25 protein-coding genes are annotated in these 24,464 nt (G+C 65.0%); 15 read left to right on the top strand and 10 right to left on the bottom strand.

What is annotated here, in order from left to right; translation table 11 throughout:
- Nucleotides 1-49: 49 nt before the first annotated feature.
- Nucleotides 50-949 carry a LysR family transcriptional regulator gene (locus tag AYB31_RS16040; protein WP_068829709.1) on the top strand — a complete coding sequence of 300 codons (900 nt, stop codon included), beginning with the start codon at nt 50-52 and terminating at the stop codon, nt 947-949.
- Here AYB31_RS16040 and AYB31_RS16035 read toward each other — a convergent pair.
- From AYB31_RS16035 to upp, 4 genes are all read right to left on the bottom strand, one after another.
- On the bottom strand, nt 932-2,230 hold the full coding sequence (locus tag AYB31_RS16035) for an NTP/NDP exchange transporter (protein WP_068829708.1): 1,299 nt from the start codon (nt 2,228-2,230) through the stop codon (nt 932-934). The two genes, AYB31_RS16040 and AYB31_RS16035, sit on opposite strands and share 18 nt — an antisense overlap.
- A 2-nt stretch (nt 2,231-2,232) precedes the next feature.
- The gene (locus AYB31_RS16030; protein ID WP_068829707.1) at nt 2,233-3,156 is read right to left on the bottom strand and encodes an aldo/keto reductase; all 924 of its coding nucleotides are present in this window, start codon (nt 3,154-3,156) and stop codon (nt 2,233-2,235) included.
- A 184-nt stretch (nt 3,157-3,340) separates the two neighbouring features.
- On the bottom strand, nt 3,341-4,606 hold the full coding sequence (locus tag AYB31_RS16025) for a uracil-xanthine permease family protein (RefSeq protein ID WP_068829706.1): 1,266 nt from the start codon (nt 4,604-4,606) through the stop codon (nt 3,341-3,343).
- 2 nt (nt 4,607-4,608) lie between these two features.
- Entirely contained in the window at nt 4,609-5,247 is a 639-nt protein-coding gene (gene upp / locus AYB31_RS16020; RefSeq protein WP_068829705.1) for a uracil phosphoribosyltransferase, read from the bottom strand.
- A 193-nt stretch (nt 5,248-5,440) separates the two neighbouring features.
- Here upp and AYB31_RS16015 point away from each other — a divergent pair, with 193 nt between their 5' ends.
- Nucleotides 5,441-5,998: a hypoxanthine-guanine phosphoribosyltransferase gene (locus AYB31_RS16015; RefSeq protein ID WP_068829704.1), complete on the top strand. Its 558-nt coding sequence runs from the start codon at nt 5,441-5,443 to the stop codon at nt 5,996-5,998.
- A gap of 143 nt (nt 5,999-6,141) precedes the next feature.
- Nucleotides 6,142-6,612, top strand: a complete 471-nt coding sequence (locus AYB31_RS16010; protein WP_068829703.1) for a WbuC family cupin fold metalloprotein — start codon at nt 6,142-6,144, stop codon at nt 6,610-6,612.
- A gap of 91 nt (nt 6,613-6,703) precedes the next feature.
- Here the strand turns inward: AYB31_RS16010 and AYB31_RS16005 are convergent, their stop codons facing one another.
- Together AYB31_RS16005 and AYB31_RS16000 are read right to left on the bottom strand one after the other, a co-directional pair.
- On the bottom strand, nt 6,704-6,907 hold the full coding sequence (locus AYB31_RS16005) for a hypothetical protein (protein ID WP_068829702.1): 204 nt from the start codon (nt 6,905-6,907) through the stop codon (nt 6,704-6,706).
- 78 nt (nt 6,908-6,985) lie between these two features.
- On the bottom strand, nt 6,986-8,251 hold the full coding sequence (locus AYB31_RS16000) for an Hsp70 family protein (protein WP_068829701.1): 1,266 nt from the start codon (nt 8,249-8,251) through the stop codon (nt 6,986-6,988).
- A gap of 182 nt (nt 8,252-8,433) precedes the next feature.
- On the opposite strand from AYB31_RS16000, the gene AYB31_RS15995 reads away from it, so the two are divergent.
- Complete coding sequence (locus AYB31_RS15995) at nt 8,434-9,354, top strand: substrate-binding domain-containing protein (RefSeq protein WP_068829700.1); 921 nt, start codon at nt 8,434-8,436, stop codon at nt 9,352-9,354.
- A gap of 23 nt (nt 9,355-9,377) precedes the next feature.
- On the top strand, nt 9,378-10,124 hold the full coding sequence (locus AYB31_RS15990) for a substrate-binding periplasmic protein (RefSeq protein ID WP_068829699.1): 747 nt from the start codon (nt 9,378-9,380) through the stop codon (nt 10,122-10,124).
- 192 nt (nt 10,125-10,316) lie between these two features.
- Here AYB31_RS15990 and AYB31_RS15985 read toward each other — a convergent pair whose 3' ends face one another.
- Together AYB31_RS15985 and AYB31_RS15980 are read right to left on the bottom strand one after the other, a co-directional pair.
- Nucleotides 10,317-11,036 (bottom strand): DUF4198 domain-containing protein, encoded by a 720-nt coding sequence (locus tag AYB31_RS15985; protein WP_068829698.1) that lies wholly within the window; start codon nt 11,034-11,036, stop codon nt 10,317-10,319.
- An 11-nt stretch (nt 11,037-11,047) separates the two neighbouring features.
- Nucleotides 11,048-13,141, bottom strand: coding sequence for a TonB-dependent siderophore receptor (locus AYB31_RS15980; RefSeq protein ID WP_068829697.1), 2,094 nt, complete (start codon nt 13,139-13,141; stop codon nt 11,048-11,050).
- Between the two features lie 117 nt (nt 13,142-13,258).
- Between AYB31_RS15980 and AYB31_RS15975 the strand changes: the two genes are divergently transcribed.
- The 3 genes from AYB31_RS15975 (at nt 13,259) to AYB31_RS15965 (ending at nt 16,973) form a co-directional block, all read left to right on the top strand.
- Nucleotides 13,259-14,233: a type II secretion system F family protein gene (locus AYB31_RS15975; RefSeq protein ID WP_068829696.1), complete on the top strand. Its 975-nt coding sequence runs from the start codon at nt 13,259-13,261 to the stop codon at nt 14,231-14,233.
- A gap of 147 nt (nt 14,234-14,380) precedes the next feature.
- Nucleotides 14,381-15,244 (top strand): isocitrate lyase/PEP mutase family protein, encoded by an 864-nt coding sequence (locus AYB31_RS15970; RefSeq protein ID WP_068829695.1) that lies wholly within the window; start codon nt 14,381-14,383, stop codon nt 15,242-15,244.
- Nucleotides 15,245-15,419: 175 nt separating this feature from the next.
- Nucleotides 15,420-16,973 (top strand): arylsulfatase, encoded by a 1,554-nt coding sequence (locus tag AYB31_RS15965; protein WP_068829694.1) that lies wholly within the window; start codon nt 15,420-15,422, stop codon nt 16,971-16,973.
- A gap of 54 nt (nt 16,974-17,027) precedes the next feature.
- Here the strand turns inward: AYB31_RS15965 and qhpR are convergent, their stop codons facing one another.
- Nucleotides 17,028-18,056 carry an AraC-like transcriptional regulator QhpR gene (qhpR, locus tag AYB31_RS15960; RefSeq protein WP_068829693.1) on the bottom strand — a complete coding sequence of 343 codons (1,029 nt, stop codon included), beginning with the start codon at nt 18,054-18,056 and terminating at the stop codon, nt 17,028-17,030.
- A gap of 207 nt (nt 18,057-18,263) precedes the next feature.
- Here qhpR and AYB31_RS15955 point away from each other — a divergent pair, with 207 nt between their 5' ends.
- The 5 genes from AYB31_RS15955 to AYB31_RS15940 all read left to right on the top strand — a co-directional run bounded on the left by AYB31_RS15955 (nt 18,264) and on the right by AYB31_RS15940 (nt 21,697).
- Nucleotides 18,264-18,782 (top strand): 2,4'-dihydroxyacetophenone dioxygenase family protein, encoded by a 519-nt coding sequence (locus tag AYB31_RS15955; protein ID WP_153020732.1) that lies wholly within the window; start codon nt 18,264-18,266, stop codon nt 18,780-18,782.
- A 73-nt stretch (nt 18,783-18,855) separates the two neighbouring features.
- Nucleotides 18,856-19,878 carry an NAD-dependent epimerase/dehydratase family protein gene (locus AYB31_RS15950; RefSeq protein WP_201787428.1) on the top strand — a complete coding sequence of 341 codons (1,023 nt, stop codon included), beginning with the start codon at nt 18,856-18,858 and terminating at the stop codon, nt 19,876-19,878.
- A gap of 55 nt (nt 19,879-19,933) precedes the next feature.
- Nucleotides 19,934-21,013, top strand: coding sequence for a zinc-binding dehydrogenase (locus AYB31_RS15945; RefSeq protein WP_068829691.1), 1,080 nt, complete (start codon nt 19,934-19,936; stop codon nt 21,011-21,013).
- 138 nt (nt 21,014-21,151) lie between these two features.
- On the top strand, nt 21,152-21,355 hold the full coding sequence (locus AYB31_RS21525; protein WP_153020731.1) for a hypothetical protein: 204 nt from the start codon (nt 21,152-21,154) through the stop codon (nt 21,353-21,355).
- A gap of 75 nt (nt 21,356-21,430) precedes the next feature.
- Nucleotides 21,431-21,697 (top strand): DksA/TraR family C4-type zinc finger protein, encoded by a 267-nt coding sequence (locus tag AYB31_RS15940; RefSeq protein WP_068829690.1) that lies wholly within the window; start codon nt 21,431-21,433, stop codon nt 21,695-21,697.
- On the opposite strand, the gene AYB31_RS15935 is transcribed toward AYB31_RS15940, so the two are convergent.
- On the bottom strand, nt 21,698-22,417 hold the full coding sequence (locus AYB31_RS15935) for a TorF family putative porin (RefSeq protein ID WP_068829689.1): 720 nt from the start codon (nt 22,415-22,417) through the stop codon (nt 21,698-21,700).
- A gap of 247 nt (nt 22,418-22,664) precedes the next feature.
- Between AYB31_RS15935 and AYB31_RS15930 the strand changes: the two genes are divergently transcribed.
- Together AYB31_RS15930 and AYB31_RS15925 are read left to right on the top strand one after the other, a co-directional pair.
- Nucleotides 22,665-23,561: an AEC family transporter gene (locus AYB31_RS15930; protein WP_068829688.1), complete on the top strand. Its 897-nt coding sequence runs from the start codon at nt 22,665-22,667 to the stop codon at nt 23,559-23,561.
- Nucleotides 23,562-23,588: 27 nt separating this feature from the next.
- On the top strand, nt 23,589-24,458 hold the full coding sequence (locus AYB31_RS15925) for a DMT family transporter (protein ID WP_068829687.1): 870 nt from the start codon (nt 23,589-23,591) through the stop codon (nt 24,456-24,458).
- Nucleotides 24,459-24,464 lie beyond the last annotated feature (6 nt).

Below are 24,464 nucleotides of genomic sequence, written 5' to 3'. Positions count from 1 at the left end.
GGCAGTACTATTTGAGAAATTTTGACTTGTGATAAGAAGTATTTAGTCAGTGAATATCTCGACCTTCGACCTCAACCTGCTGCGCGTGCTCGATGCCCTGCTGCGTGAGCGCAACGTATCACGGGCCGCCGAGCGCCTGGCGCTGAGCCAGCCGGCGGTGAGTAATGCCCTCAATCGCTTGCGCGATCTGCTCGACGATCCGCTGCTGGTCCGCGTGGGTCGGGCCATGCAGCCGACGCCGCGGGCCCTGGAGCTGGAAGGGCCGATCCGCGCGGCGCTGCGGCAGATCGAGGAAAGCCTCAGCGAGGGCACGCGCTTCGATCCGGCCAGTAGCCGCCAGCGCTTCACCATCGCCATGACCGACTATGCGGAGATGCTGCTGATGCCGCGGCTGTTGTCGCGCCTGGCCGAGCAGGCACCGGGTGTGCGCCTGGATGTGCGCCACCTGACCCCGCGCCTGCCGACCGAGGCACTGGAGAAGGGCGAGCTGGACCTGGTGCTGGGCCGCTTCGAGGCGCTGCCGCCGCGTTTCGCGGGCAGCCGCTGGATGAGCGAAACCCTGCAGGTTGTGGCCTGCAAGGGTCATCCGCAATTGCGGGCAGGCCTCAGCCTGCAGACCTTTCTGCAGCTGCGCCACCTGTGGGTGCATGGCGGGCAGACGCGCGGCATGGTCGAGCAATGGCTGGGCGAGCAGGGCCTGGCTCGGGAGATCGTCTACAGCACGCCGAATTACCTGCAGGCCGCGCACATTGCCGCCGGCAGCGAACTGGTGGCGGTGTTGCCGACGCGCCTGGCTCACTACTTCGCCGGGTTGCTGCCGCTGCAGCTGTTCGACCTGCCGTTCGAGCTGGGGCCATTTCATCTGGATGTGGTCAGCCTGGAGCTGCGCCAGCGCGATGCGGCCCTGCAGTGGTTGATCGGCGAGATTCTGCTACTGGGCAATACCTGAGTTCGGCCGCTGTTCGGCGGCACGGTCCGCACGGCTGCCCAGGTACCAGCCGAGCAGGGCCCACAGGGCCGCACAGCCGGCGCCGACCAGCGCGGCCAGCACGGCGCCCTGACCCAGCGCGTCGAGCAGGCTCTTGGCCCAGCCGCTGACGGCATCGCCGCCGCGATACACCAGGGTATCGATGAGGTTTTTCGCCTTGTACTTGGTCTCGGCGTCGAGCGGGGCGAACAGCATCTCGCGGCCGGGGCGGACGAAGGCATATTCGCCGATGCGCCGTACGATCATCAGCGCCGCCAGCACGGCGAAGGTGGGAGCCAGCGCCAGGCCGACAAAGCCCAGGCACATCAGCACCGGTACGGCCGTCAGCAGCATGCGGATGCCCAAGCGCTGTGCCACCCGCCCGGTAATGAACAACTGGCTGGCCAGCGCGCCGGCCTGCACCACGAAGTCGATCAGGCCAAACACCCGCACCTGGGCGTCGCGCTCGGGAAACAGTTCGGCCACCAAACGCGCCTGCTCGAAATAAAGGAAGGTGCTCACCGTGGCCAGCAGCACCACGAAGGCCGATACGCCGAGCAGGTAGGGCGAGCGCAGCACGCGGGTGAAGCCGCTGAACGGATTGCCCGGCACCGGCTGGCGCGGGCTTTCACTGGGCACGGCGCCGGGGCGCCCGGCGCCCGCGTATTCGCGCCAGCGCATCAGGTGCTGCTTGAGTAGCGACGCCACCGCCAGCAGCCCGGCAGTCAGCAGGCACAGGCCGGCGGCGTCCAGCGTTTCGATCAGCAGGGCGCTGAGTGCCGGCCCGCTCAGGCCGCCGACACTGGCACCGGCGGCAATGAAGGCGAACAGGCGCCTGGCCTGGCGGGTGTCGAACACATCGGCCATCAGGCTCCAGGCCAGCGACACGACGAACAGGTTGTATACGGAAATCCACACATAGAAGCTGCGCGCCAGCCACAGGCTGTCCCCGGCGCTGGCGAACAGACCGGCGAAGATCAGCAGGTTGAGGCCGAAGAAGCCGAACACCCAGTCGGCGAAGCGCCGGCGGGACACTCGCGAGTTGATCCAGGCGAACAGCGGCACCGCCAGCAGCATGGCGACGAAGGTGGCGCTGAACAGCCATTGCAGGTGCTCCACGCCGGCCTGGATGCCCATCGCCTCGCGGATCGGCCGCAGCATGAAGTAACCACAGAACAGGCAGAAGAACAGGGCGAAACCGGCCAGCGCTGCCGGCAGCTCGATGGCTTCGGCATTGATCGTCCGGGCCAGCCGCTGGCGCATGTTCAGGCGAACAGTTCGACGATGCGCTGGCGCTGGCGGGCGTCGGGCAGTTCTCCCAGACCGGCCTTGAGGTTGTCAGCCATATAGCGAGGATTCGAGGTGGCTGGAATGACGGCCGTCACCGCCGGGTTGGCGAGGATGAACTTGAGCATCAGCTGGGCCCATGAGCTGGCGCCGAGTTCGATCATGGCCCAGTCGGGCAGATCCTTGTCGCGCACCTTGTCGAACAGCGCGGCACGCTGGAAGGGGCGATTGATCAGCACGGCAATGCCCTTGTCGGCGCAGAAGGGCAGCAGCTCGCGTTCGGCATTGCGTTCGCCCACTGAGTAGTTGAACTGCACGAAGTCCAGCGGCTCGCGGCGCAGCACCTGCAGCAGGTGCTCGTGGGCGCTGTCCAGGTAATGGGTGACGCCGATGTAGCGCACCTTGCCCTGTTCCTTCAGCTTGCGCAGTAGCCTGAGCTGGGTTTCGGTGTCCTGCAGGTTGTGCACCTGCATTAGGTCGATGCGCTCGGTCTGCAGGGCGGCGAAGCTCGCGGCGATCTGCCGTTGCCCGGCCTCGCGCCCGCTGGAGGACACCTTGCTGGCCAGAAACAGACGTTTGCGCATCATGTCCTCGGCGGCCAGCGCGCCGCACACCGCCTCTGCGCGGCCATAACTGGGCGCGGTATCGATCAGGCTGGCGCCGCCGTTGACCAGGGTGCGCAGCACCTCGCGCAACGGCCCCAGGTGCTCTTCATCGAGCGCCACGTCGTGGGTGCGCGAAGTGCCCAGGCCTATCACCGGCAGCAGCTCGCCGCTGCTGGGTATCTTGCGCTGCATCAGCGAGTTCAGGGCAAAGGCAGGGCTGCTGCCGAGCCAGGGGGCCAGCGCGGTGATGGCGGCAAGGCAGGCGCTGTGCTGCAGAAAGCGGCGGCGAGTGGGCATGGCTGACTCCTGCGGGACGATGAACACCTATCCGTTATAGGCCAGACCGCGTATCGGCTCAGTTGTTACAGCCATCAGGGAGGGAAGACGCAAGAAGTCAGTCAGGCATGAAGTCGGATGGGCCTGGCATTTGCGGCGCCAGCCCCACCGAAAGTGGCTCCGCAGGAGCGGAGCCGGCAGTCGATCAGATCTCCGGATCGAGCGGCGGATGCTTGTGCCAGGCACTGCCGCCCGGGAGCAGCAGGTTCAGGCCCAGTGCCACCAGCGCGGCCAGCGAGATGCCGGACAGGCTGAACTCGTTGCCACCGATGGCCATGCCGCCGATGCCGAACACCAGGGGCACCGAGACGATGATCAGGTTGCGTGCCTCGGACAGGTCGACCTGGTGGCGGATCAGGGTGTTCAGGCCGACCACCGCAATGGAGCCGAACAGCAGGCAGAGGATGCCGCCCATCACCGGTACCGGGATGGCCTGCAGCGCCGCGCCGAACTTGCCGATGAAGGCCAGGGCGATGGCGAACACGGCGGCCCAGGTCATGATCTTCGGGTTGAAGTTCTTGGTCAGCATCACCGCGCCGGTCACTTCGGCGTAGGTGGTGTTGGGCGGGCCGCCGAACAGGCCGGCGGCCGAGGTGGCCAGGCCGTCGCCGAGCAGGGTGCGGTGCAGACCGGGCTTCTGTACGAAGTTGTTGCCGGTGACGCTGCCGATGGCCACCACCCCGCCGATATGCTCAATGGCCGGCGCCAGGGCTACCGGGACGATGAAGAGGATGGCGCCCCAGTGCAGTTCGGGGGCGACGAAGGCGGGCAGGGCCAGCCACGGCGCGGCGACCACGGCGTCCACGTTGATCACGCCGAAGAAGGCCGACAGCACGCAGCCCACGGCGATGCCGGCAAGGATCGGCACCAGGCGCAGCAGGCCCTTGCCGAGCACGGCGACCAGTACGGTGGTGACCAGCGCCGCCATCGAGATGATCAGGGCGGTGTGGTAGGGCACCAGCACGGCGGCGCCGTCACCGGTCTTGCCCATGGCCATGTGCACGGCCACCGGCGACAGGGCCAGGCCGATGGAGATGATCACCGGGGCGATTACCACCGGCGGCAGCAGGCGGTCGATGAAGCCGGCGCCACGCACCCGCACCACCAGGCTCAGCAGCACATAGACCAGGCCGGCTGCGACTATGCCGCCGAGCACCGCCGGCAGGCCGAATTGGCCCTTGGCGGCCAGGATCGGTGCGATAAAGGCGAAGCTGGAGGCGAGGAAAACCGGCACCTGGCGCCCGGTGACCAGCTGGAACAGCAGGGTGCCGATACCGGCGGTGAACAGTGCCACGTTGGGGTCCATGCCGGTGATCAGCGGCATCAGCACCAGGGCGCCGAAGGCCACGAAGAGCATCTGCGCACCGGAGATCACCTGGCGCCAGAGCGGATCATTGAACTGCTGGTCCATGCTCAGGCGTCCTTCTGCTTGGTGCCGAAGATCTTGTCGCCGGCATCACCGAGGCCGGGGATGATATAGCCGTGCTCGTTGAGGCACTGATCGATCGAGGCGGTATAGATGGTGACGTCCGGGTGGGCGTCTTCGACCTTCTTGATGCCCTCGGGCGCGGCGACCAGGACCATGGCGCGAATTTCCTTGCAGCCCGCCTTCTTCAGCAGGTCGATGGTGGCGACCATGGAACCGCCTGTGGCGAGCATCGGGTCGACGATCAGCGCCAGGCGCTCGTCGATTTCCGGCGCCAGTTTCTCCAGGTACGTATGCGCCTGCAGGGTTTCCTCGTTGCGGGCGATGCCCACGGCACTGACCTTGGCGCCTGGGATCAGGCTTAGCACGCCATCGAGCATGCCGATGCCGGCGCGCAGGATGGGCACCACGGTGATCTTCTTGCCGGCGATCTTCTCCACCTGCACCGGGCCAGCCCAGCCTTCGATCTGGTAGTGCTCCAGCGGCAGGTCGTTGGTCGCTTCGTAAGTCAGTAGAGCGCCGACTTCCTGGGCCAGTTCACGAAAGTTCTTGGTGCTGATGTCGGCGCGGCGCATCAGACCGATTTTGTGGCGGATCAGCGGATGGCGGATCTCACGGATGGGCATGCAGAGGTCTCCGGACGGGCAAATTCTGGCTAGAGTAAAGCACTGCTGAAGCCAGATTGAAGCCGCGCATTTTACCGATCTACCTGGTCGAATGGTCAGAAATTACTGCGCTGGGCTTGCCCTGGTGCCGTCATCTGAGTACCTTTGCCGCCCATTTTTTAACCAGCCCACTAGCAACTGCCCGGAGCCCGCCATGCCCGCCGATCTCTCCCATATCCGCCAAATCATGGCCGAAGCCGACTGCCTGTTCAGCGAGGCGCAGGTTGAAGTCGCCATCGATCAGGTGGCGGCGGCCATCAACGGCGAGCTGGCCGAGAGCAATCCGGTGGTGTTCTGCGTGATGAACGGCGGCCTGATCTTCGCTGGCAAGCTGCTGCCGAAGCTGAGTTTCCCGCTGGAACTGTCCTACCTGCATGCCACCCGCTATCGCAGCGAAACCACCGGCGGCGAACTGTTCTGGAAGGCCAAGCCGGAAATTTCCTTCATCGACCGTGAAGTACTGATCATCGATGACATCCTCGACGAAGGGCACACCCTGGCCGCCATCATCGAGTTCTGCAAGCACGCTGGCGCCAGCAAGGTGCACACCGCAGTGCTGGTCGACAAGGATCATGATCGCAAGGCGCGCCCCGACCTCAAGGCCAGCTACGTCGGCCTGTCCTGCGAGGACCGTTTCATCTTCGGTTATGGCATGGACTACAAGGGCTACTGGCGCAACGCCGCCGGTATTTACGCCGTCAAAGGCCTCTGATCCTGCATAGGATCTGCTGCGCGTCGGCCATGCTGCGTTAGAAGCACGCTCGGCCTGCTCATTTACACTCAGTAAACTCCGCGTCCTCGCGTGCTTCTGCCTTGCCTGGCTCTAGCTCGCGAGATCCTAAGCAGGATCAAGCCATGAGCCAGTCGACCTTTCTCGATCGCCGCCTGTTCGCTGAGCTGGCGGGCAAGGCCGGGCAGAGTCCGCGCCAGCGTGCGCACCATAACCTGCACGAGATGAGCGAGCCCTGCCACCGCCTGGCGGTTGGTCTGCAACCGGATACCTATATTCCCCCGCACCGCCATCTCTCGGCGGACAAGGCCGAAACCCTGCTGGTGCTGCAGGGCCGCATCGGCCTGCTGCTGTTCGGCGACGACGGCGTGTTGCAGTCGACTCGCCTGCTCGAAGCCGGCGGTGACTGTGTCGGAGTCGACCTCGCCCCCGGTCAGTTTCACGCTCTGGTGGTGCTGGCGGCGGACAGCATTCTCTTCGAATGCAAGGCCGGGCCTTACCGTCCGCTGGGCGAAGGCGAGCTGGCCAACTGGGCGCCGCGTGAGGGGGAGCCCGAGGTGGGCGAGTACCTGGCCTGGATGAAGGCGCAGTTCTAGAGCGGTAAATACTGCGCAGCCTACCCAACCCCAGGCTGTTGTGGAGCACTGGGCTGATCGTGATCCCAGTGTCAGTGCTGTTTCCCTGCAGCTATTGCCTCTGTTGCTCGGTCATTTGTTGCAGGCGCTGTTGGCTCTGGGAATTGATCTGATCGATCTGCTGTTTGAGCTGTTCCATCTGCTGCTGGGCCTGTTGTGCTCTATCTGCCTGTAGTTTGGTCGTGGTAGCGGTTGCCGCCCCACCGTCACAGGCGGCGAGGCTGAACAGGCAGATCAGTAGCAGGGTGGTACGCATGGCAAGCTCCCAGGGTGAGTGTTGGTCCACTCTAGCGTGCTCGCCGCTGGATTACTGCGAGCCCTTGGACTGCACGACTCAGCCGTAGCGACGTCTGGCCTCGATGGCCAGGCCGCTGCCGATGCTGCCGAAGCTGTTGCCTTCGGTGGCGCGGGCGTTGGGTAGCAGGGCGGCCACGCTCTGGCGCAGGGCCGGGATGGTGCTGGAGCCGCCGGTGAAGAAGATGGTGTCGATCTCGCCGTGCCCCACACCGGCCTTGCACAGCAGTTCGTCGACGCCGATGCGGATGCGTTCCAGCAACCCGTCGATGGCGCGGTCGAACAATGGGCGGTCGAGCAGGGCGCTGAGGCCTGGCTCGATGCGCGACAGGTCGATGTTGCGGCTGTCGTGCTCGGTCAGGGCGATCTTGCTGTCTTCCACCTGCATCGCCAGCCAGTGGCCGGCGCGTTGTTCGGTGAGGCTGAGCAGGCGGTCGATGCCGGTCGGGTCGACGATGTCGTAGCGCATGTTCTTCAGCGCCAGCTGGGCCTTCTGCGCGTACACCGCGTTGATGGTGTGCCAGGTGGCCAGGTTGAGGTGGTGGCTGGTGGGCATCGGCGCGTCGCTCTTCATGCGGCTGCCGTAGCCGAACAGCGGCATGACGCCTTCCAGGCTGAGCTGCTTGTCGAAGTCGGTACCGCCGATGTGCACGCCGCCGGTGGCCAGGATGTCGTCCTGGCGCTCGTTCAACTCGCGGCGTTCTGGCGCCAGACGCACCAGGGAGAAGTCCGAGGTACCGCCGCCGATGTCGACGATCAGCACCAGCTCCTCGCGCGTGATGCTGCGCTCGTAGTCGAAGGCCGCGGCGATCGGTTCGTACTGGAAGGAGACTTCCTTGAAGCCAAGCTTGTGCGCCACCGCCTGCAGGGTGTTGGCGGCCTCGGCGTCGGCGGCCGGGTCGTCGTCGACGAAGAACACCGGGCGGCCCAGCACCACCTGCTCGAACTCGCGATCGGCCTGGGCTTCGGCGCGGTTCTTCAGCTCACCGATAAAGAAGCCGAGCAGGTCGCGGAACGGCAGGGCGCTGCCCAGCACCGTGGTTTCGCTTTTCAGCAGCTTGGAGCCGAGCAGGCTTTTCAGCGAGCGCATCAGGCGCCCCTCGTAGCCTTCCAGGTATTCGCTCAGCGCCAGGCGGCCGTACACCGGGCGGCGCTCCTCGGTATTGAAGAAGATCACCGAGGGCAGGGTGATCTTGCCGTCTTCCAGCTCCAGCAGGGGCTCCTGCCCTGGCCGCCACCAGCCGACGGTGGAGTTGGAGGTGCCGAAGTCGATGCCCAGGGCGTTGGCGGGGAGCGGGTGGTTCATGGCGCGACGGTTCCGGAAAAAACGGCCGCGCATTCTATGCGAGCGGGGCGCGACATGCTCGGGCAAATAGACGCCGCAGGTCGGCTGATAGTCTTTGCTGGGGTTACAGCACTACGTGCGCTAGATTGCTGGATACCTATTTCGATGATCGAGAGTCGTTCCAGCTGTCAGGGGAGCTGAACATGCCTATTCGAGCAAGTGCCTGCCTGTTGGCGGCGCTGTTGGCTAGCGACGGCGCCACTGCACAGGAACGGTGCATCAGTCTGGTGACCAGTGCCGGTGGTCAGGTCTTCTGGCGTCAGGTGCGCGAGGGCGCCGAGGCCGTTGCCGCCGAGCTGGGCATCCCGCTCTATGCCCGAGGCCCGAGCCGCGATGGGGACGTTGCGGTGCAACTGGAGCTGATCGAGCGCATGGGCAAGTTCAACTGCGGCGTGCTGATCGTCGCACCCAGCGGCCCTGCGGTGGCCACGCGCATGGCCGAGCTCCGGGCCCAGGGAACCCAGGGCATCTATATCGATCGGGATCTGGGTGACAAGGCGGTGCTGGCCGCCATCGCCACCGACAACCACGCTGCTGGCCTGCTGGCTGGGCAGCAGCTGGCCCGCCTGCTGGGTGGCCGCGGCAAAGTGGCGCTGCTGCGCCTCAATGCTCAGGTGCAATCGACCAGCGAACGTGAGCGTGGCTTCCTGGATGGCGCCAGGGCCGGTGGCCTGCACGTGGCGCTGGATCGCTACCTGCCGCAGGACGAGCCTTCTAAGATGGCCGACTTGAGCCAGGAGTTGCAGGGGCTCGATGGGCTGTTCACACCAAGCGAGGGCACGACCCTGGAGACGCTGGCTGTATTGCGGCGGGCGAGGCTGGTCGGCAAGCTGGTGCATGTGGGTTTCGATTCCAGCCCATTGTTGATAGAAGCCTTGCGCCAGGATGAGCTGGCCGGGCTGATGGTGCAGCAGCCGGCGATGATCGGCGCCGAGAGTGTGCTGCGCGCCCGGCGGATTCTCGATGGCGATCTCGAGGGCGCGCGGCGCGTAGCGTTGCCGGCGATCTACGTAGATAAACGCAACCTGGACGAGCCGGCAGTACAGCGTTTGCTGTTGCCCTGAACGGGGTGGGTGAGGATAAACAGATGCTCAAGGTAATACGGGCGTGTTGGCTGTTGCTGCTGGCATTGGTGGCACTACCCGCCTGGGCGTCCGAGTTGCAACTGCTGACGGAGGAAGCGCCACCCACCAGCTTTTTGCGTGATGGCACACCCGATGGCTACTCGGTGGAGGTAGTGCGCGAGCTGATTCGTCGCACGGACAGCGCGGCGCACATCGAGCTGCTGCCCTGGACGCGCGCCTACCATCTGGCCAAGCAGCAGGCCGACACCGGGCTGTTCTCGGTGGTACGCACCGCCGAGCGCGAGGCGCTGTTCCAGTGGGTTGGGCCGATCCTGCGTGGCACTACCCGGTTCTATTCGCTGAAGAGCAGCAACCTGCATATCGACAGCCTGGAGGATGCCGCCAAGTCCGGCACTCTGGCCCTGCCCAAGCAGTGGTACAGCTACGAAACCCTGCGCCAGCTGGGCTTCGACAACCTGTATGGAGTGCCCAGCCCCCGGCAGATGGTGACCATGCTCAAGCATGGCCGGGTCAAGCTGATCGCCACCGAGGACCTTACCTTGCGTGAGGAGCTGGCCAGCGGCGGCCTGACGCCGGAAGAGGTACAGAGCCACCTGAGCTTCATGCAGTCCGACTACTACATCGCCTTCTCCCCGCAGACCTCGGGCGAGGTGGTGGAGCGCTGGCGTCACGCGCTGGCCGGGATGCGCCGCGATGGCAGCCTGGAGCGAATCTTCCAGAAATGGCTGCCGGACGCGACGCTGCCCTGAGAGCCTATTCAATGGCTGCTGTGCGTCGGCCATGCGTCGTTAAAAACAGTCTGGAGCGCCAGCCCGGTCGAAATGCTCATTTACCTCTCGTAAACCCGGGTGCGGCCCCAGTGCTTTCCTCGCCGGTTTGCGGGGGCGCCTAGCCCTAGGCTGGCTCTAGCTCGCGAGCCGTTGAAAAGACTCTGAATCAGCTTATTCGTGGTGCTCGCTGCCGAGGAAGGTCAGCGAGCTGAACAGACCGAGCTCTTCGATATCCATGTCGCCTTTCACTGGCTGGTACAGCTCGGCGGCGATGATGTTCAGGCCTTCGTTGCGCACCGTCACCTCGGCGTAACCCTGGGCGTCGGTGGTGGCGCTGACTTCATGGGGCATGCCGCGGTAGTCACCGATCAGCTTCACGTCCTTGGCCGGTTTGCCATCCACCAGCACCTGCACGCGCAGCGGTTTGCCCGGGCCGACCGCAAGCGGGTCGCTCTGCGGCACGATGGCCAGGCGCAGCTTGTCCAGCGCCGGCAATTTCGCACTAGGGGCGAGAAGGGCCAGGCTGTACTTGTAGGTGTGCAGCGAGTGGGTGGAGTTCGGCACCTGGCTGCGTCCCTGGTTGATCCACTGTTTGTCCGGGGTCTGCGACCAGGCGCCGTTGTCCAGTGCCACGGCCAGCACCGCCGGCGCGCGCAGCGGCTGCAGGCGGGCGTGGTCGTCCAGGCGCTGCACGGTCACCGGGATCATCTTGCCGGCGCCGTCGTAGGCCCAGGCGCCGCTGATCTTCTCGGCTTTGAAGGCGTCGTCCTCGGCGCCATGGCCGTAGATGACTTCATGATTGCCGCGGCGCTGTTCGGTCCACAGGCCGTGGGCGGTGGCTTGGCCGCAGACGAGCAGGCCGGCGAGCAGCAGGGGAAGAGAGATACGCATCGAGAAAGTCCTTAGAGCGCCAGGCTCAGGCTGAAGTTGAGGTTGCGTGGCTCGCCCGGCAGCACCCAGACGGTGTTGTAGCTGCGCTCGTAGTACTTGCGGTCGAAGACGTTGTTGAGGTTCACGCCCAGGGTGACGTCCGGGCTGAGCTTGTAGTGGGCGAGCAGGTCCAGGGTCTCGTAGGCGTCCAGGCGGAAGTCGCTGCCAGCCTGGCCGGAGCGGTCGCCGACATAGTTCACCGCCGCGCCGATATCCGAGCCCTGCAGGGCGCCGCCCTGGAACTCGTACACCGCCATCAGGCTGCCGCTGTGTTGTGCCACGCCGACCAGGTCACTGCCGGTGGGGATGGCGGCATCGCCCTTGGTCACTTCCGCATCGATATAGGCGTAGGCGCCGATCACCCGCACGGCGTCGCTGAGCTGGCCGCTGAACTGCATGTCCAGGCCCTGGCTGCGTGCCTCGCCGGCCGCCACGCTCTCACCGAGGGCGTCGGTGGTGATGACGTTTTCCTTGTCGATATGGAACAGGGCGATAGTGCCGCCCAGGCGGCCGTCGAGCAGATCCAGCTTCAGGCCGCTTTCGTAGCCGATGCCTTTCTCCGGCTTATAGACCTGGCCCTGGCTGCCGAGGGCATTGGGGCGGAAGGACGACGAGGCGTTGGCGAACACGCCGACCTGCGGGGTGAGCTGGTAGAGCGCACCGATACGCGGGGTGGCGACGTCCTTGTACTGCGAGGTTTCCACACCGGTGGCGCGGTTCAGCGCATGCTGCTCGACCCGTTCCAGGCGCACGCCGAGCAGGCCGCGCAGGCGTTCGCTGAAGGTGATCTGGTCTTGCAGGTTGAGGGCGTAGCTCTCGGTCTGCTCGAAGAAGTCGTTGGGGCTGGTGATCGCCGGCTTGGGCGCGCCGTACACCGGGTTGTAGATGTTCTGCCCGTAGCCGAGCGACAGGCCGCTCTGCGGGTACTTCTGGCTGTTGCGGTAGTTCTCGTACTCCAGCCCGGCGAGCAGCTGGTGCTGCCAGCCGAAACCCTCCACCTGGCCGTGCAGTTCGGCCTGGGTGATGCTGTCGTTCCACTCGAAGTCGCGCTGACGGAAGCGCCGGGTGACGGTGTCGCCGACCAGTGCGCCTGGTTCGCTGGAATCGCCCTGCATATGGCCCTGGGTGTAGTGGTTGGCCAGGCGCAGCTTCCAGTCCTCGTTCAGGTAGCGTTCCAGAGCCAGGTCGAGGGTCTGGTTGTCGTTGCGGATGTGGCCGTCGTTCGGCTCGCCGAGAAAGGTGGAGCGTGACACCGCGCCCATCTCGCCGTTCACCGCCGGGATGCCGCGGTCGAACACCGACTCGGTGCGGGAGAACTCGGCGTCCAGTTGCAGGGTGGTGTCCTGGTCGAGCTGCCAGCTCAGCGAGGGAGTGACCACCTGGCGGCGGTTATCCACATGGTCGCGGAAGCTGCCGTTGTCCTCGACCGCCAGGTTGATGCGCGACAGCAGGCTGCCGTCTTCGCTCAGCGGGGTGTTGGCGTCCAGGCTGGTGCGGTAGCGATCCCAGCTACCGGCGCTGACGTCGAGTTGAGTGAAGGCTTCGGCCTGCGGGCGCTTGCTGACGAGATTGACCAGGCCGCCGGGGTCGCCACGGCCGTAGAGGCTGGCGGAAGGGCCCTTGAGCACCTCGATGCGCTCGATGGCGCCGGTGTCCGGCGAACTGTAGCTGCCGCGGTTGATGGCGAAGCCGTTGCGATACAGCTGGTCGGTGGTGAAGCCACGCACGCTGTAGTTGTAGAAGGTCAGACCGCCGAAGTTGTTCTGTCGCGACACGCCGCCGGCGAAATCCAGGGCGCGGTCGATGCGGGTGCTGCCGAGGTCTTCCAGTACCTGGCTGGGGATCACCTCGATGGTCTGCGGGGTGTCGCGGATATCGGTGTCGGTGCGCGTGGCGGTAGCCGAGCGGGTGGCGCGATAACCCTGCACGGGGCCATTCGCGCTTTCGCTGATGGCGCTGTCGCTGATGGTCAGGGTGTCCAGTTGCAGCGGCTGTTCGGCGTGCAGGTCCTGGGCAAGCAGGTACAGGGGCAGGCTGAGCAGCCAGGGCGAGGCGGGCGGTTTCATTGGGGCTCCTTGTGGTTATGTAATACTATAACTTTAAATTCTGATGGAAACACACCGCGCTGAAGAGGCCAGTGCATCCGGTTAAACTCCGAAGCCCCATCAGATGGATTACGCCTCATGTCCCTTGCCCCCATGCCTCTTGCCGAGCGCGCTGCGCTGTTCGCCCAGCTCGGGGCCATGGAGCAGGCCGGTGTGCCGTTGGATCGGGCGCTGGCCACGGTGCAGTTGCCCGCGCAGGCGCAACGTCGGGTGCAGGTGCTTGCGCGCCTAATCGGGCAGGGGCGCGACCTGGCGGGTGCCGGTCTGCAGGCCGGGGTGTTCACGCCGCTGGAAGGCAGCCTGCTGCGTGCCGCCCAGGCCGCCGGCAGTCCGGCGCGCATGCTCCTGCGCCTGGCTGCCGGTTACGAGCAACAGGTGGTGCAAGCTCGAGCTATAAAGTCGCGCCTGATGCTGCCGGCGGCCGTGCTGTTGCTGGCGCTGCTGATTCAGCCGTTACCGGCGTTGGTCGGCGGCACGCTGAGCCTCGGTGGTTATCTGTGGGGCGTGTTGCAGCCACTATTGCTGCTGGCTGGCCTGCTGCTGGCGGGGCGCTGGTGGTGGCAGAGGCAGTCTGCGCGTGGCCAGCAGAGTGCGTTGCTCAGTCGCCTACCTGTGCTGGGCCGGGCTTTGGCGCGGCGCAATGCGCGGGACTACTTCGAGAGCCTGGGGCTGCTGCTGGAGGCAGGCATGCCGATGTTCGATGCGCTGCCCAGGGCGCAGGCAACGCTCCGCGACCCGGCCATGCGCAGCGCCTTCCTGGCCATGCAGCAACGCGTGTTGGCCGGTCAGCCCCTGGCGCAGGCCATGCAGGCGCTGGAGTTTCCCGGTCAGCCGCAGCTGGCGGCATTGGTTCGCACCGGCGAAGCCAGCGGTACAGTTGCTGCCACGCTGCTCGGCTACGCACAGCGAGAAAGCCTTGGCCTGGCCGAGTTCGAGGAACAGTTGGCGACCTGGCTGCCGCGCCTGGTCTATGCCGCAGTGGCGCTGTGGATGGCCTATGGTTTGCTGACGGGTGCCGGTATAGGTCCGCGTCTGCCGGCGGAGCTCGGCTGAGGTGGGTGGGCTGTCGCCGAAATATGCCGGTTGAAAGCTGGGCGCAAGGCTGATCGGGCATTTATGACGAGTCGCCCGTGACTGTTTTTGTAGTTTTACTACATAATCTGCAGCCTAAGCCTTCACGACTTCTACATAGTGCCGACCATGCCAACAGCCTCTCATCATGATCTTCGCGCGCAGTTTCGTGCGCTTCTCGCCTCTGACGCCTGCTACCACACGGCTTCGGTCTTCGACCCGATGTCGGCGCGGATTGCCGCCGACCTGGGTTTCGAGGTCGGTATCCTGGGTGGCTCTGTAGCTTCACTACAGGTTTTGGCCGCGCCGGACTTTGCCCTGATCACCCTCAGCGAGTTCGTCGAACAGGCCACCCGCATCGGCCGCGTCGCGCGCCTGCCGGTGATCGCCGATGCCGACCATGGCTACGGCAATGCACTCAACGTGATGCGCACTGTTGTTGAGCTGGAGCGCGCCGGCATCGCCGCCCTAACCCTGGAAGACACCCTGCTGCCCGCCCAGTTCGGCCGCAAGTCCACCGACTTGATCGGCATCGACGAAGGCGTCGGCAAGATTCGCGCGGCGCTGGAGGCACGGGTCGATCCCGAGTTGGCAGTGATCGCCCGCACCCATGCCGGCATGCTGGAAGTAGACGAAGTGGTGCGCCGCACCCTGGCCTATGAAACGGCCGGCGCCGACGCCATCTGCATGGTCGGTATCCGCGACTTCGAGCATCTGGAGCAGATCGCCTCGCACCTGAGTGTGCCGCTGATGCTGGTCAGCTATGGCAACCCTGAGTTGCGCGACGACGCCCGCCTGGCGCGCCTCGGCGTGCGCATCGTGGTCGACGGCCACGCTGCTTATTTCGCGGCGATCAAGGCCACCTACGACTGCCTGCGCGAGCAGCGTGGCATCGCCGCCAGCGACCTCAACGCCACCGAGCTGACGCACAAGTACACCCACCCCGAGGACTACATCGTCTGGGCGCGGGAGTACATGAACGTCAAGGAGTAGGGGTTCGTCGCAGCTGTCGTGATTTGGTAAAGATGTGGCGCCATCTGTCAAATATTCAGCGCCCACCGCACGCATAGTTCCGCAGTCTGGGCTTGTTTTGCCGGCCCTTCTGGTGACCTGCCGCATGTATGCCATGCTCCAGTGCAGCTCATACATAACAATAAGGATTGCAGCTATGCGTAATCTCTCCTCCGCGCTCCTGCCATGGGCGCGAGCCGCCATGGTGGCGGCGTCGATCTTTGCCCTGCCGCTGGCGCATGCCGCCGACAAGCCGAACATTCTGGTGATCTTCGGCGACGACATCGGTATCACCAATATCAGCAAGTACAGCCACGGCATGATGGGTTACCAGACCCCCAACATCGACCGCCTGGCCAACGAAGGCATGATGTTCACCGACTACTACGGCGAGCAGAGCTGCACCGCCGGCCGCTCGGCCTTCATCACCGGGCAGATTCCGGTGCGTACCGGCCTGACCAAGGTGGGCCTGCCCGGAGCGCCGATCGGTATCCAGAAGGAAGACCCGACACTGGCCGAGTTGCTCAAGCCGCTGGGCTACGCCACCGGTCAGTTCGGCAAGAACCACCTGGGTGATCGCGACGAGTTCCTCCCCACCCAGCACGGTTTCGACGAGTTCTTCGGCAATCTCTACCACCTCAATGCCGAGGAAATGCCGGAGGACATGGACTGGACCAAGAATCCGCAGCTGGACAAGCTGCTGCGCCCGCGCGGCATCATCCACAGCACCGCCGATGGCAAGGTCGAGGATCTCGGTCCGCTGAACAAGAAGCGCATGGAGACCATCGACGCGGAGTTCCTCGAGGCCTCGAAGAACTTCATCGACAAGGCGGCCAAGGCCGACAAGCCGTTCTTCGTCTGGTTCAACGCCAGCCGCATGCACTACTACACCCACATCAACGAGAAGACCAAGGGCAAGTCCGGCCAGGACTTCTACAACGATGCCATGGTCGAGCATGACGAGCAGGTCGGCGAGCTGCTCAAGCAACTCGACGATCTGGGCATCGCCGACAACACCATCGTGCTCTACACCACCGACAACGGTGTGCACTTCAACCAGTGGCCGGATGCCGGCATCACCCCGTTCCGCGGCGAGAAGAACACCAACTGGGAAGGCGGCTTCCGGGTGCCGGCCGTGGTGCGCTGGCCGAATCACATCCAGCCGGGCCGCATCTCCAACGAAGTCATGTCGCACCTGGACTGGGTGCCGACCCTGATGCACATTGCCGGCGAGCCGCAGGTGAAGGAAAAACTGCTCGAGGGCTATCAGGCCGGCAGCAAGCGCTTCAACGTGCACCTCGATGGCTATGACTTCGTCCCCTACCTGGAAGGCAAGCAGGACAAAGGCCCGCGCACCGACTTCTACTACTTCAGCGACGATGGCGACCTGCTGGCCTCGCGCGATGGCGACTGGAAGCTGGTGTATGCCGAACAGCGTGCCCACCGTTTCGCCGTGTGGCGCGACCCCTTCGTCAAGCTGCGTGCGCCGAAGATCTTCAACCTGCGCCGCGACCCCTTCGAACGTGCCGACACCGACGCCAACAACTACAACGGCTGGTGGGACAAGAAGATGCATGCCGCCGGTTTGCCGGCCATGGCGCGCGTTCGCCAGTTCCTGATGACCTTCGAGAAATACCCGCCGCGCCAGCGCCCGGCCAGCTTCACCGTCGATCAGATGATGGAGCAGTTCATGAAGTACCAGAAGCAGTAAGGCGGTCTCGCTACAGGGAAACGGGCACTTCGGTGCCCGTTTCTGTTTCCGGCCTCAGAGCGCTCGCAGACGGCTCGCTACCTGCGGTGCATTAGCCTTGCTCCACTGGCTGGGGCTCATGCCGTACCAGCGCTGGAAGGCGCGGGAAAACGCGCTCTGGTCGGAGTAGCCGAGCAGCTCGGAAAGCTGCCCCAGGCTGATCTGCGATTCCTTGAGGTAGTGCTGGGTCATGGCCTGGCGGGTCTGGTCCAGCAGGGCCTGAAACGAGGTGCCGGCCTCGTTCAGATGACGCTGTAGCGAGCGCGGGCTGAGCTGCATGAAGTCGGCGATGGAGTCGATGGTCACCCGGCCGTTGGGCAGGAAATTGCGCAGCAGGCGTTGTACATAGCTGGCCAGCTCGTCGCGCTTGAGGTGAGTCACCGTGGCCAGATGCTGCTGCACCAGCTTGTGCAGTGCCTTGTCGGCATCGCGCAGGGGCACGGCGAGCAGGGCGGCGTCGAACATCAGGGCGTCCTGGGGACTGTTGAAACGTGGTGCGACGCCGAGCAGGCGCCGGTATTGGCCGGCAGCAACCTGGGGGGCGTGTTGCAGCAGCACGGCCGCTATCTGCCAGCGGTTGCCCAGCAGGGTGTGCATCAGCTGGTGACCAACGCCCATGGCCAGCTCGCTGATCTGGCGCAGGCCGGGCGTGTCCAGGCTGGCCTGGCGATAGCACAGCAGAGCGTGTTCGCCCTGGTGCTCGATCACCACATCGGCGGCGGTGTCATGCACGTGAAAGTACTGGCTGAGATCGCGCAGGGCCTCACCGACGTTGTCGGCGTTGCGTATCAGGTAGAGCAGCGAGCCGAAGATGCTGACCCCCTGGTGCAGACCGAACTGCAGGCCGAACAGCGGGTTGCCGCTGCGCTCTGCGCTCAGTTCCAGCACGCGGCCGAAGCGCGCATAGGGGATCAGGTCTTCGGGCCTGTCCAGGCAGGCCGCTGGCAGCTCGGCATCGCGCAGGATTTCCAGTGCATTGAGCCCTTGCGAGGTGGCGAAGGGCAGGAATTCGGCCAGGGAGGAGGCGCGGGTGAAGTAGTTCATGGGGGGCGGCCGTGGTCTTTGTTGTTGTGGCTTCGCGTCGGCAGATGCTGGGTGTCTTGGCGCGTATTGTCAAACCCTATACATGGGCTGGCTGGAATGAAATGACCAGGCCTTGGCGCACTTTATCAAGTCGTTGAGACGCATCTGACGCAGCATGACGGCAGATCCCGAGGGATCGCCCATAGCCCGATCAGGAGAACAACAAAGATGCCCATGCCGATTCCGGTCTTCGACCACAAAGAGCTGCTGACCCTCAACACCAATGAGCTGCCGATCTACGAAGACGCCATGGGGCCGTATTTTCCCGGTGTCGATGTGCAGCCGCTGTATCTCGATCCCAATGTCGGTGTGTGGTGCCTGCGCGTGCGCTTCCACCCCGGCGTGACCCTGCCGTGCCACTACCACACAGGTGTGGTGCACCTGTTCACCATGAGCGGCAAGTGGAATTACGTCGAGTACCCGGATCAGCCACAAACCGCCGGCTGCTATCTGTTCGAGCCAGGCGGCTCGATCCACACCTTCAGCGTGCCGGCCGACAACACCGAGATAACCGACACCTTCATGGTGGTGTACGGCGCCAACATCAACTTCGATGCCGAAGGTAACTACGTGAACACCATGGATGCCAGCGACATCACCCTGATGATCGACCGCCTGGTGAAGGAACGCGGCCTGGAGCCGGCCAAGTACATCCGTCCGGGCCACGCCGGCTACACCGTCGAGTAATCGCCGAATCGTCTAGCCAAGCCTGTGTCAGCCCGCCGTCTGCGACGGGCTTTCCCATCAGAGAACAAACAACATGACTCGAGCCTGCATGCCTGTTGGCGCGGATGGGCAGACGCCTGCCGTGCCGCGTTCCGTCTTCATTACCGGTGCCAGCGGTTTCATTGGCCGTGCCCTGGTCCAGCGCTATCGCGATCTGGGTGCCGAGGTGCGCGGCATGGACCTGCACGCCGATCCGGCCAATAACGTGGTGGCGGGTGATCTGACCCGTCCCGAGTCCTGGGCCGAGCACGCCAGGGGCTGCGAACTGTTCATCAACACCGCTGCCGTGGTGTCGCTGTCGGCTTCCTGGCAGCAGTACAGCGATGTTTCCGCGCGCGGCGTGCGCAATTGCCTGGATGTGGCCATCGCCTCGGGTACCAAGCGCTTCGTGCATTTTTCCTCCATCGCTGCATTGGGCTGGCGCTGCAAGGGCGTGGCCGACGAGCGCAATGAAGTGGTGATCGGCGATGCGTACCGCTATGGCGTGGCCAAGGGCGCCAGCGAACACATGGTGCTGGCAGCCCATGCGGGCGGCGAAATCGACTGCACCATCGTCCGTCCGGGCGATGTCTATGGGCCTGGCTCGCGGGCCTGGCTCACCGAGCCGCTGAAGATGGCCAGGGCCGGCCAGTTGATCCTGCCCGACGGTGGTCGTGGGCGCTGGACCCCGGTGTACATCGACGACCTGCTCGATGGCGTGATGCTGGCCGCCGGTCTGCCGCAGGGGCGCGGGCAGATCTTCCATCTCAGCTGTGCCGAATCGGTGAGCGTGGCCGAGTTCTTCACTCATCACTGGCGCTGGGCCGGGCGAGAGGGTTCGCCGCGCACCTTGCCGCTATGGCTGGCGCTGGGTCTGACCGGGCTGATCTGGCGTGTCTGCCGCGTGCTGAACAAACCCAACGAGACCGCGCCGGACGTGATGCGCATGTTCGCCCGCACGGGGGAAATCTCCATCGACAAGGCCCGCCGCCTGCTCGGCTACAACCCGAAGATGAGCCTGGAAGAAGGCCTGCGTCACTCCGAAGCCTGGCTGCGCGAAACCGGCCAGCTGTCCTGAACGGGCTGTCCCGCGCCGCCGCTGACGGCGGCGCCATAACAACAAGAGGTGCTCCATGAAAGCTGTCGTCATGCGTGACAAGAGGCTCGAAGTGGCGGCGATTGCCGACCCGGTTCCTGCCCAGGGCGAACTGCTGGTCAAGACCCTGGCCTGTGGCATCTGCGGCTCCGACCTGCACATGTTTCATCACTGCGAACTGGTGCTGAGCAATTTCAAACGGGCCAATCTGCCGATCGATTTCGATACCCAGCAGGACGTGGTGTTCGGCCACGAGTTCTGCGGCGAGGTGCTCGACCACGGCCCGGGCAGCGACAAGCGGCTCAAGGTAGGCACCAGGATCTGCTCGCTTCCGTTCGTGATCAACGACCGGCAGTTCCACCATATCGGCTACTCCAACCAGTACCCGGGCGGCTATGGCGAGCAGATGGTGCTGGCCGAGCAGATGGTGCTGCCGGTGCCGGGCGATCTGCCGGCCGACATCGCCGCGCTGACCGAGCCGCTGACCGTGGCGGCGCATGCGGTCAATCGTGCCCAGTTGAGCGGTGACGAGGTGCCGGTGGTGATCGGCTGCGGCCCGATCGGCCTGGCTGTGATCGCCATCCTCAAGTCACGCGGCATCGGTCCGGTGGTGGCCTCGGACTTCTCGCCCAAGCGCCGCGCGCTGGCCGAGAAGCTGGGGGCGGATGTGGTGGTCAACCCGGCCGAGCAGTCGCCCTATCAGTCCTGGCTGGAGGTGGCCGCGCCGCAGGGTTATGACATCAACGGCCCTATGGCACTGCTCGGCCTCGGCCCGCAGCCGCGCCCCTGCGTGGTGTTCGAGTGCGTGGGTATTCCCGGCATGATCCAGCAGGTGATCCAGAATGCGCCGCCACGTTCACGCCTGATCGTGGTCGGCCTGTGCATGGAGAGCGACCAGATCGAGCCGGTGATCGCCATCGCCAAGGAGGCCAACGTGCACTTCTCGTTCGGTTATACCGGCGAGGAATTCCACCAGACCCTGCACGCCCTGGCCGATGGCAAGCTCGATGGCGCGCCGTTGATCACCGGCAAGGTGGATCTGGCCGGTGTCAGTGGCGCCTTCGACACCCTGGCCAAGCCGGATGAGCATGCCAAGATCGTGATCACCTTCGCCTAGGTCAGTGTGCCCCCGGGAGCCCGTCGCATGGCTATTGGGGCCTCGATTATCACAAGCTGTGTCGAGGGCCAAGGTTGCAACAAGGCCGTCACAGGGGCTGGTTAGAGTGGCGGCCCGATTCAGCAGAAAGCTTATCCCGTGCGAATTTCCCGCAATATCCGCAAGAACCTGGACATGGTCGCCGAGCGCAACGAAGACGCGGCTCTGGTGCTGATGCGTGCCGCCGAGTCCACCGCCGACGAGCTGCTGCGCCAGCAATTGCTCAAGACCATCCATGACCTCAACCAGGATGCCCTCATGCTCCGCGCCCTGCGTGAGCACTGCGAGTTGCTGCGCGCCTGAGCCTTACCCACCGCTTGTCAGCTGCGCCGTAGCGGCGCATACCTGTGTCGTGGGGACGACAGAGGAGGGCTGATCATGGCCGGAGGCTGGACCAACGACGGTGCGGTGCAGGAACAGATCGACAGCAGCATCGAGGACGCCATTGCCCGCGCCCGCAGCCAGTTGCCGCGGGGCGAGAGCCTGCGCCGCTGCGAGGAGTGCGATGCGCTTATTCCCGAAGCGCGGCGCCAGGCTGTACCCGGCGTGCGCCTGTGTGTGGCCTGCCAGAGCGAGCACGATAAAGAGCAGCAGGCGAGCAGCGGCTACAATCGGCGGGGCAGCAAGGACAGCCAGTTGCGCTGATCAGAACAGCGGTCGTTCGGCACGCAGCATCAGCAAGCTTTCGCACTGGCCGTTGTTGCCCGAATAGGCCGCGCAGTCGGCTCCGCTCAACGATGAGTCGCCATAGGAAAATTGCAGCCGGCTACCGGCCCACTGGCGCGACAGGTTGAGCGACCAGTCGCCAAAGCGCTGTACCGTGTTGCCGCCAATGAGTGCGGGTTGATTCAGCCGATAGCCACCGTATTTCAGGGTGACGTCCAGATTCAGCGGTCTGGGCAGGGCCAGGTCCAGCAGAAAATTGCCGTCGTAGCGTTGCGGCTGGTCGCTGAAGGCGAAGCCGAAGCGGCTGCCAAGCAGTGTCAGCCCGCTGTAGTACTGGGTGTAATCGAGCTTGGTGAGCCCGGGATGGCTGTAGCGAATCAGCCCGAGCTCATAACCCAGCTGACCGTTCAGTGGCCGCTGTACGCCGGCATAGAGGTCCAGTTGCGGCATGCTGCCTTCCTGCACGCCCATGCTGGGTGCCCAGCCGCCAAAGTACCAACCGCTCGTGTGGGTGGCGTCCAGGCCGCCATGGAAGGCGCTGCTGGCGTTGGGCTGTACCAGGCCCTGGGCCATGCTGCGGGTGGGTGTGGTGGCAAGGCGCAGGTCGTAGTTGAACAGCTCGCGCTCCATGACGTAGGCCTGGGCGCCCTGGCAGCCGAGCAGCGCCAGGCTGCCCAGTAGAAGTGTGCGGATGTGCATCGCATGCCCCCATGCTTGGTTCGCCGAAAGGCGCAATAAGTGAGGTCGTGCAGCCTGCTCTCTGCGGAGCCCCTCGCCGGGCGAGAGTGGCTGTCTAGAGCGTTCCGAGGATAACCCCGTGGGTTTCATGGAAAGGCCCATTCGTCGTTTTTAAAAGCGCAATCGATCTGCGGTAGCGGTTAGTCGAATTGCCTCGCAGGGGTATTATTGCGAAGCTAACTATCATTTCAGACCCGTGTAATTCCCCATGTTGTCGCAGATCCTTTCGACCCTCCTGCCGGTCTTCCTGATTGCCGGATGTGGCGCCCTGTACGGTCGTTTCCGCAGCCCCGATATTCGCCAGCTGAACACCCTGAACATGGAGCTGTTCGTTCCGCTGCTGGTGTTCGTGGTGCTGGCCGAGCGCCAGGCGCCGCTGCAGGACTATGCCGGCCTGGCCGTGGCCGGCACCGGGGTGGTGCTGGGCTCGGGGCTGCTGCTGTGGCCGCTGGCGCGGCTGTTGAAATTGGACCTGCGTACCTTCCTGCCGCCGATGATGTTCAGCAATGCCGGCAACATGGGCCTGCCGCTGATGGTGCTGGCGTTCGGCGAGCAGGCGCTGCCGGCGGCCGTGGTGCTGTTCGTGGTGGAGATGCTGCTGCACTTCTCGGTCGGCCTGCACATGCTCGACCGCCACGCGCCGCTATGGCGCCTGCTGCGGGTGCCGGTGGTGATCGCCACCGCCGCCGGCCTGGCGGTCAACCTGGGCGGCCTGGCGCTGCCGGGCTGGCTGCTGGAAGCCTGCCGCATGCTGGGCGAGATCTGCGTACCGCTGATGTTGTTCGCCCTCGGCGTGCGTATGCTCGACGTGGACTTCGGCGCCTGGCGCCTGGGTTTGCTCGGCGCCGTGGCCTGCCCGGCCAGCGGTTTGCTGCTGGCCTGGCCACTGGCCGCGCTACTCGACCTGCAGGGCGTGCAGATGGCGACCCTGTGGGTATTCGCCGCACTGCCGCCGGCGGCGCTCAACTACATGGTCGCCGAACAGTACCGCCAGGAGCCGCACAAGGTCGCGGCCCTGGTGCTGATCGGCAATCTCGGCAGCGTGCTGGTGATGCCGCTGGTGCTGGCCTTTCTGTTCTCGGCGGGCTTCGCCAAGCCGCTCTGACCCCACTTCCTTGCCCTGGTCTCTGTCGTGTCCGAACAATCCCGCCCCGGTCTGGGGATACTGCTGATTCTCTGCGCCGGCCTGCTGCTGTCGAGCCAGGACGCCCTGGCCAAGACCCTGACCGCCAGCTATCCGCTGCTGCTGGTGGTGTGGTTTCGCTACCTGTCGCAGAACCTGCTGATGGCGGCGCTATTCGCCCCACGCCTGGGCTGGCGCCTGTTGCATACCCGGCGCCCGTTGCTGCAGCTGGCGCGTGGCCTGAGCCTGGTCGCGGTGACGCTGCTGTTCTACTGCGGCCTGCGCTATATCCCGCTGGGCGAGGCGACGGCGGTGATCTTCCTGGCGCCGGTGGTGGTGTTGCTGCTCTCGGTGTTCTGGCTCAAGGAGCGGGTGGCGCGCAGCGTATGGCTGGCGGTGGGCGGCGGCCTGCTCGGCGTGCTGCTGATCGTGCGCCCGGGCGGTGCATTGTTCACCCCGGCCATCCTGCTGCCGCTGGCGGCGGCCTGCTGCTTTGGCCTCTACCAGATGCTGACCCGGCGCCTGAGCAATACCGATGATCCGGCCACCAGCAACTTTCTCACCGCCCTGGTTGGCACCCTGGTCAGCAGTCTGCTGCTGCCCTGGACCTGGCAGTTGCCCAGCCTGGTGGACACTTTGCTGATGGCGGCGCTGGGCACCCTGGCCATGAGCGGGCACATGCTGCTGACCCACGCCTATCGCTTCGCCAGCCCGGCCGCCCTGGCGCCCTTTACCTATGGGCAGATTCTCACCGCGACCCTGATCGGCATGCTGTTGTTCAACCATGTGCCGGACGCCTGGGCTGTGTGCGGCATGGCGGTGATCATCCTCAGCGGTGTGGCGCTGACCTGGAGCCAGCGCGGCGGTCGCGCGGGCTGAGCCGTC

Source organism: Pseudomonas sp. BMS12, assembly GCF_001592875.1.
Taxonomy (GTDB): domain Bacteria; phylum Pseudomonadota; class Gammaproteobacteria; order Pseudomonadales; family Pseudomonadaceae; genus Aquipseudomonas.
Note: the sequence above shows the minus strand (reverse complement) of the source record. Positions and strands in the feature narration are given on the sequence as shown.

Bases quoted from the DNA above. Each gene is read 5' to 3' on its own strand.
- AYB31_RS16035 (WP_068829708.1), bottom strand. From the start codon at position 2,230: ATGCGCCAGCGGCTGGCCCGGACGATCAATGCCGAAGCCATCGAGCTG.
- AYB31_RS16030 (WP_068829707.1), bottom strand. From the start codon at position 3,156: ATGCCCACTCGCCGCCGCTTTCTGCAGCACAGCGCCTGCCTTGCCGCC.
- AYB31_RS16025 (WP_068829706.1), bottom strand. From the start codon at position 4,606: ATGGACCAGCAGTTCAATGATCCGCTCTGGCGCCAGGTGATCTCCGGT.
- upp (WP_068829705.1), bottom strand. From the start codon at position 5,247: ATGCCCATCCGTGAGATCCGCCATCCGCTGATCCGCCACAAAATCGGT.
- AYB31_RS16015 (WP_068829704.1), top strand. From the start codon at position 5,441: ATGCCCGCCGATCTCTCCCATATCCGCCAAATCATGGCCGAAGCCGAC.
- AYB31_RS16010 (WP_068829703.1), top strand. From the start codon at position 6,142: ATGAGCCAGTCGACCTTTCTCGATCGCCGCCTGTTCGCTGAGCTGGCG.
- AYB31_RS16005 (WP_068829702.1), bottom strand. From the start codon at position 6,907: ATGCGTACCACCCTGCTACTGATCTGCCTGTTCAGCCTCGCCGCCTGT.
- AYB31_RS16000 (WP_068829701.1), bottom strand. From the start codon at position 8,251: ATGAACCACCCGCTCCCCGCCAACGCCCTGGGCATCGACTTCGGCACC.
- AYB31_RS15995 (WP_068829700.1), top strand. From the start codon at position 8,434: ATGCCTATTCGAGCAAGTGCCTGCCTGTTGGCGGCGCTGTTGGCTAGC.
- AYB31_RS15990 (WP_068829699.1), top strand. From the start codon at position 9,378: ATGCTCAAGGTAATACGGGCGTGTTGGCTGTTGCTGCTGGCATTGGTG.
- AYB31_RS15985 (WP_068829698.1), bottom strand. From the start codon at position 11,036: ATGCGTATCTCTCTTCCCCTGCTGCTCGCCGGCCTGCTCGTCTGCGGC.
- AYB31_RS15980 (WP_068829697.1), bottom strand. From the start codon at position 13,141: ATGAAACCGCCCGCCTCGCCCTGGCTGCTCAGCCTGCCCCTGTACCTG.
- AYB31_RS15975 (WP_068829696.1), top strand. From the start codon at position 13,259: ATGTCCCTTGCCCCCATGCCTCTTGCCGAGCGCGCTGCGCTGTTCGCC.
- AYB31_RS15970 (WP_068829695.1), top strand. From the start codon at position 14,381: ATGCCAACAGCCTCTCATCATGATCTTCGCGCGCAGTTTCGTGCGCTT.
- AYB31_RS15965 (WP_068829694.1), top strand. From the start codon at position 15,420: ATGCGTAATCTCTCCTCCGCGCTCCTGCCATGGGCGCGAGCCGCCATG.
- qhpR (WP_068829693.1), bottom strand. From the start codon at position 18,056: ATGAACTACTTCACCCGCGCCTCCTCCCTGGCCGAATTCCTGCCCTTC.
- AYB31_RS15955 (WP_153020732.1), top strand. From the start codon at position 18,264: ATGCCCATGCCGATTCCGGTCTTCGACCACAAAGAGCTGCTGACCCTC.
- AYB31_RS15950 (WP_201787428.1), top strand. From the start codon at position 18,856: ATGACTCGAGCCTGCATGCCTGTTGGCGCGGATGGGCAGACGCCTGCC.
- AYB31_RS15945 (WP_068829691.1), top strand. From the start codon at position 19,934: ATGAAAGCTGTCGTCATGCGTGACAAGAGGCTCGAAGTGGCGGCGATT.
- AYB31_RS15940 (WP_068829690.1), top strand. From the start codon at position 21,431: ATGGCCGGAGGCTGGACCAACGACGGTGCGGTGCAGGAACAGATCGAC.
- AYB31_RS15935 (WP_068829689.1), bottom strand. From the start codon at position 22,417: ATGCACATCCGCACACTTCTACTGGGCAGCCTGGCGCTGCTCGGCTGC.
- AYB31_RS15930 (WP_068829688.1), top strand. From the start codon at position 22,665: ATGTTGTCGCAGATCCTTTCGACCCTCCTGCCGGTCTTCCTGATTGCC.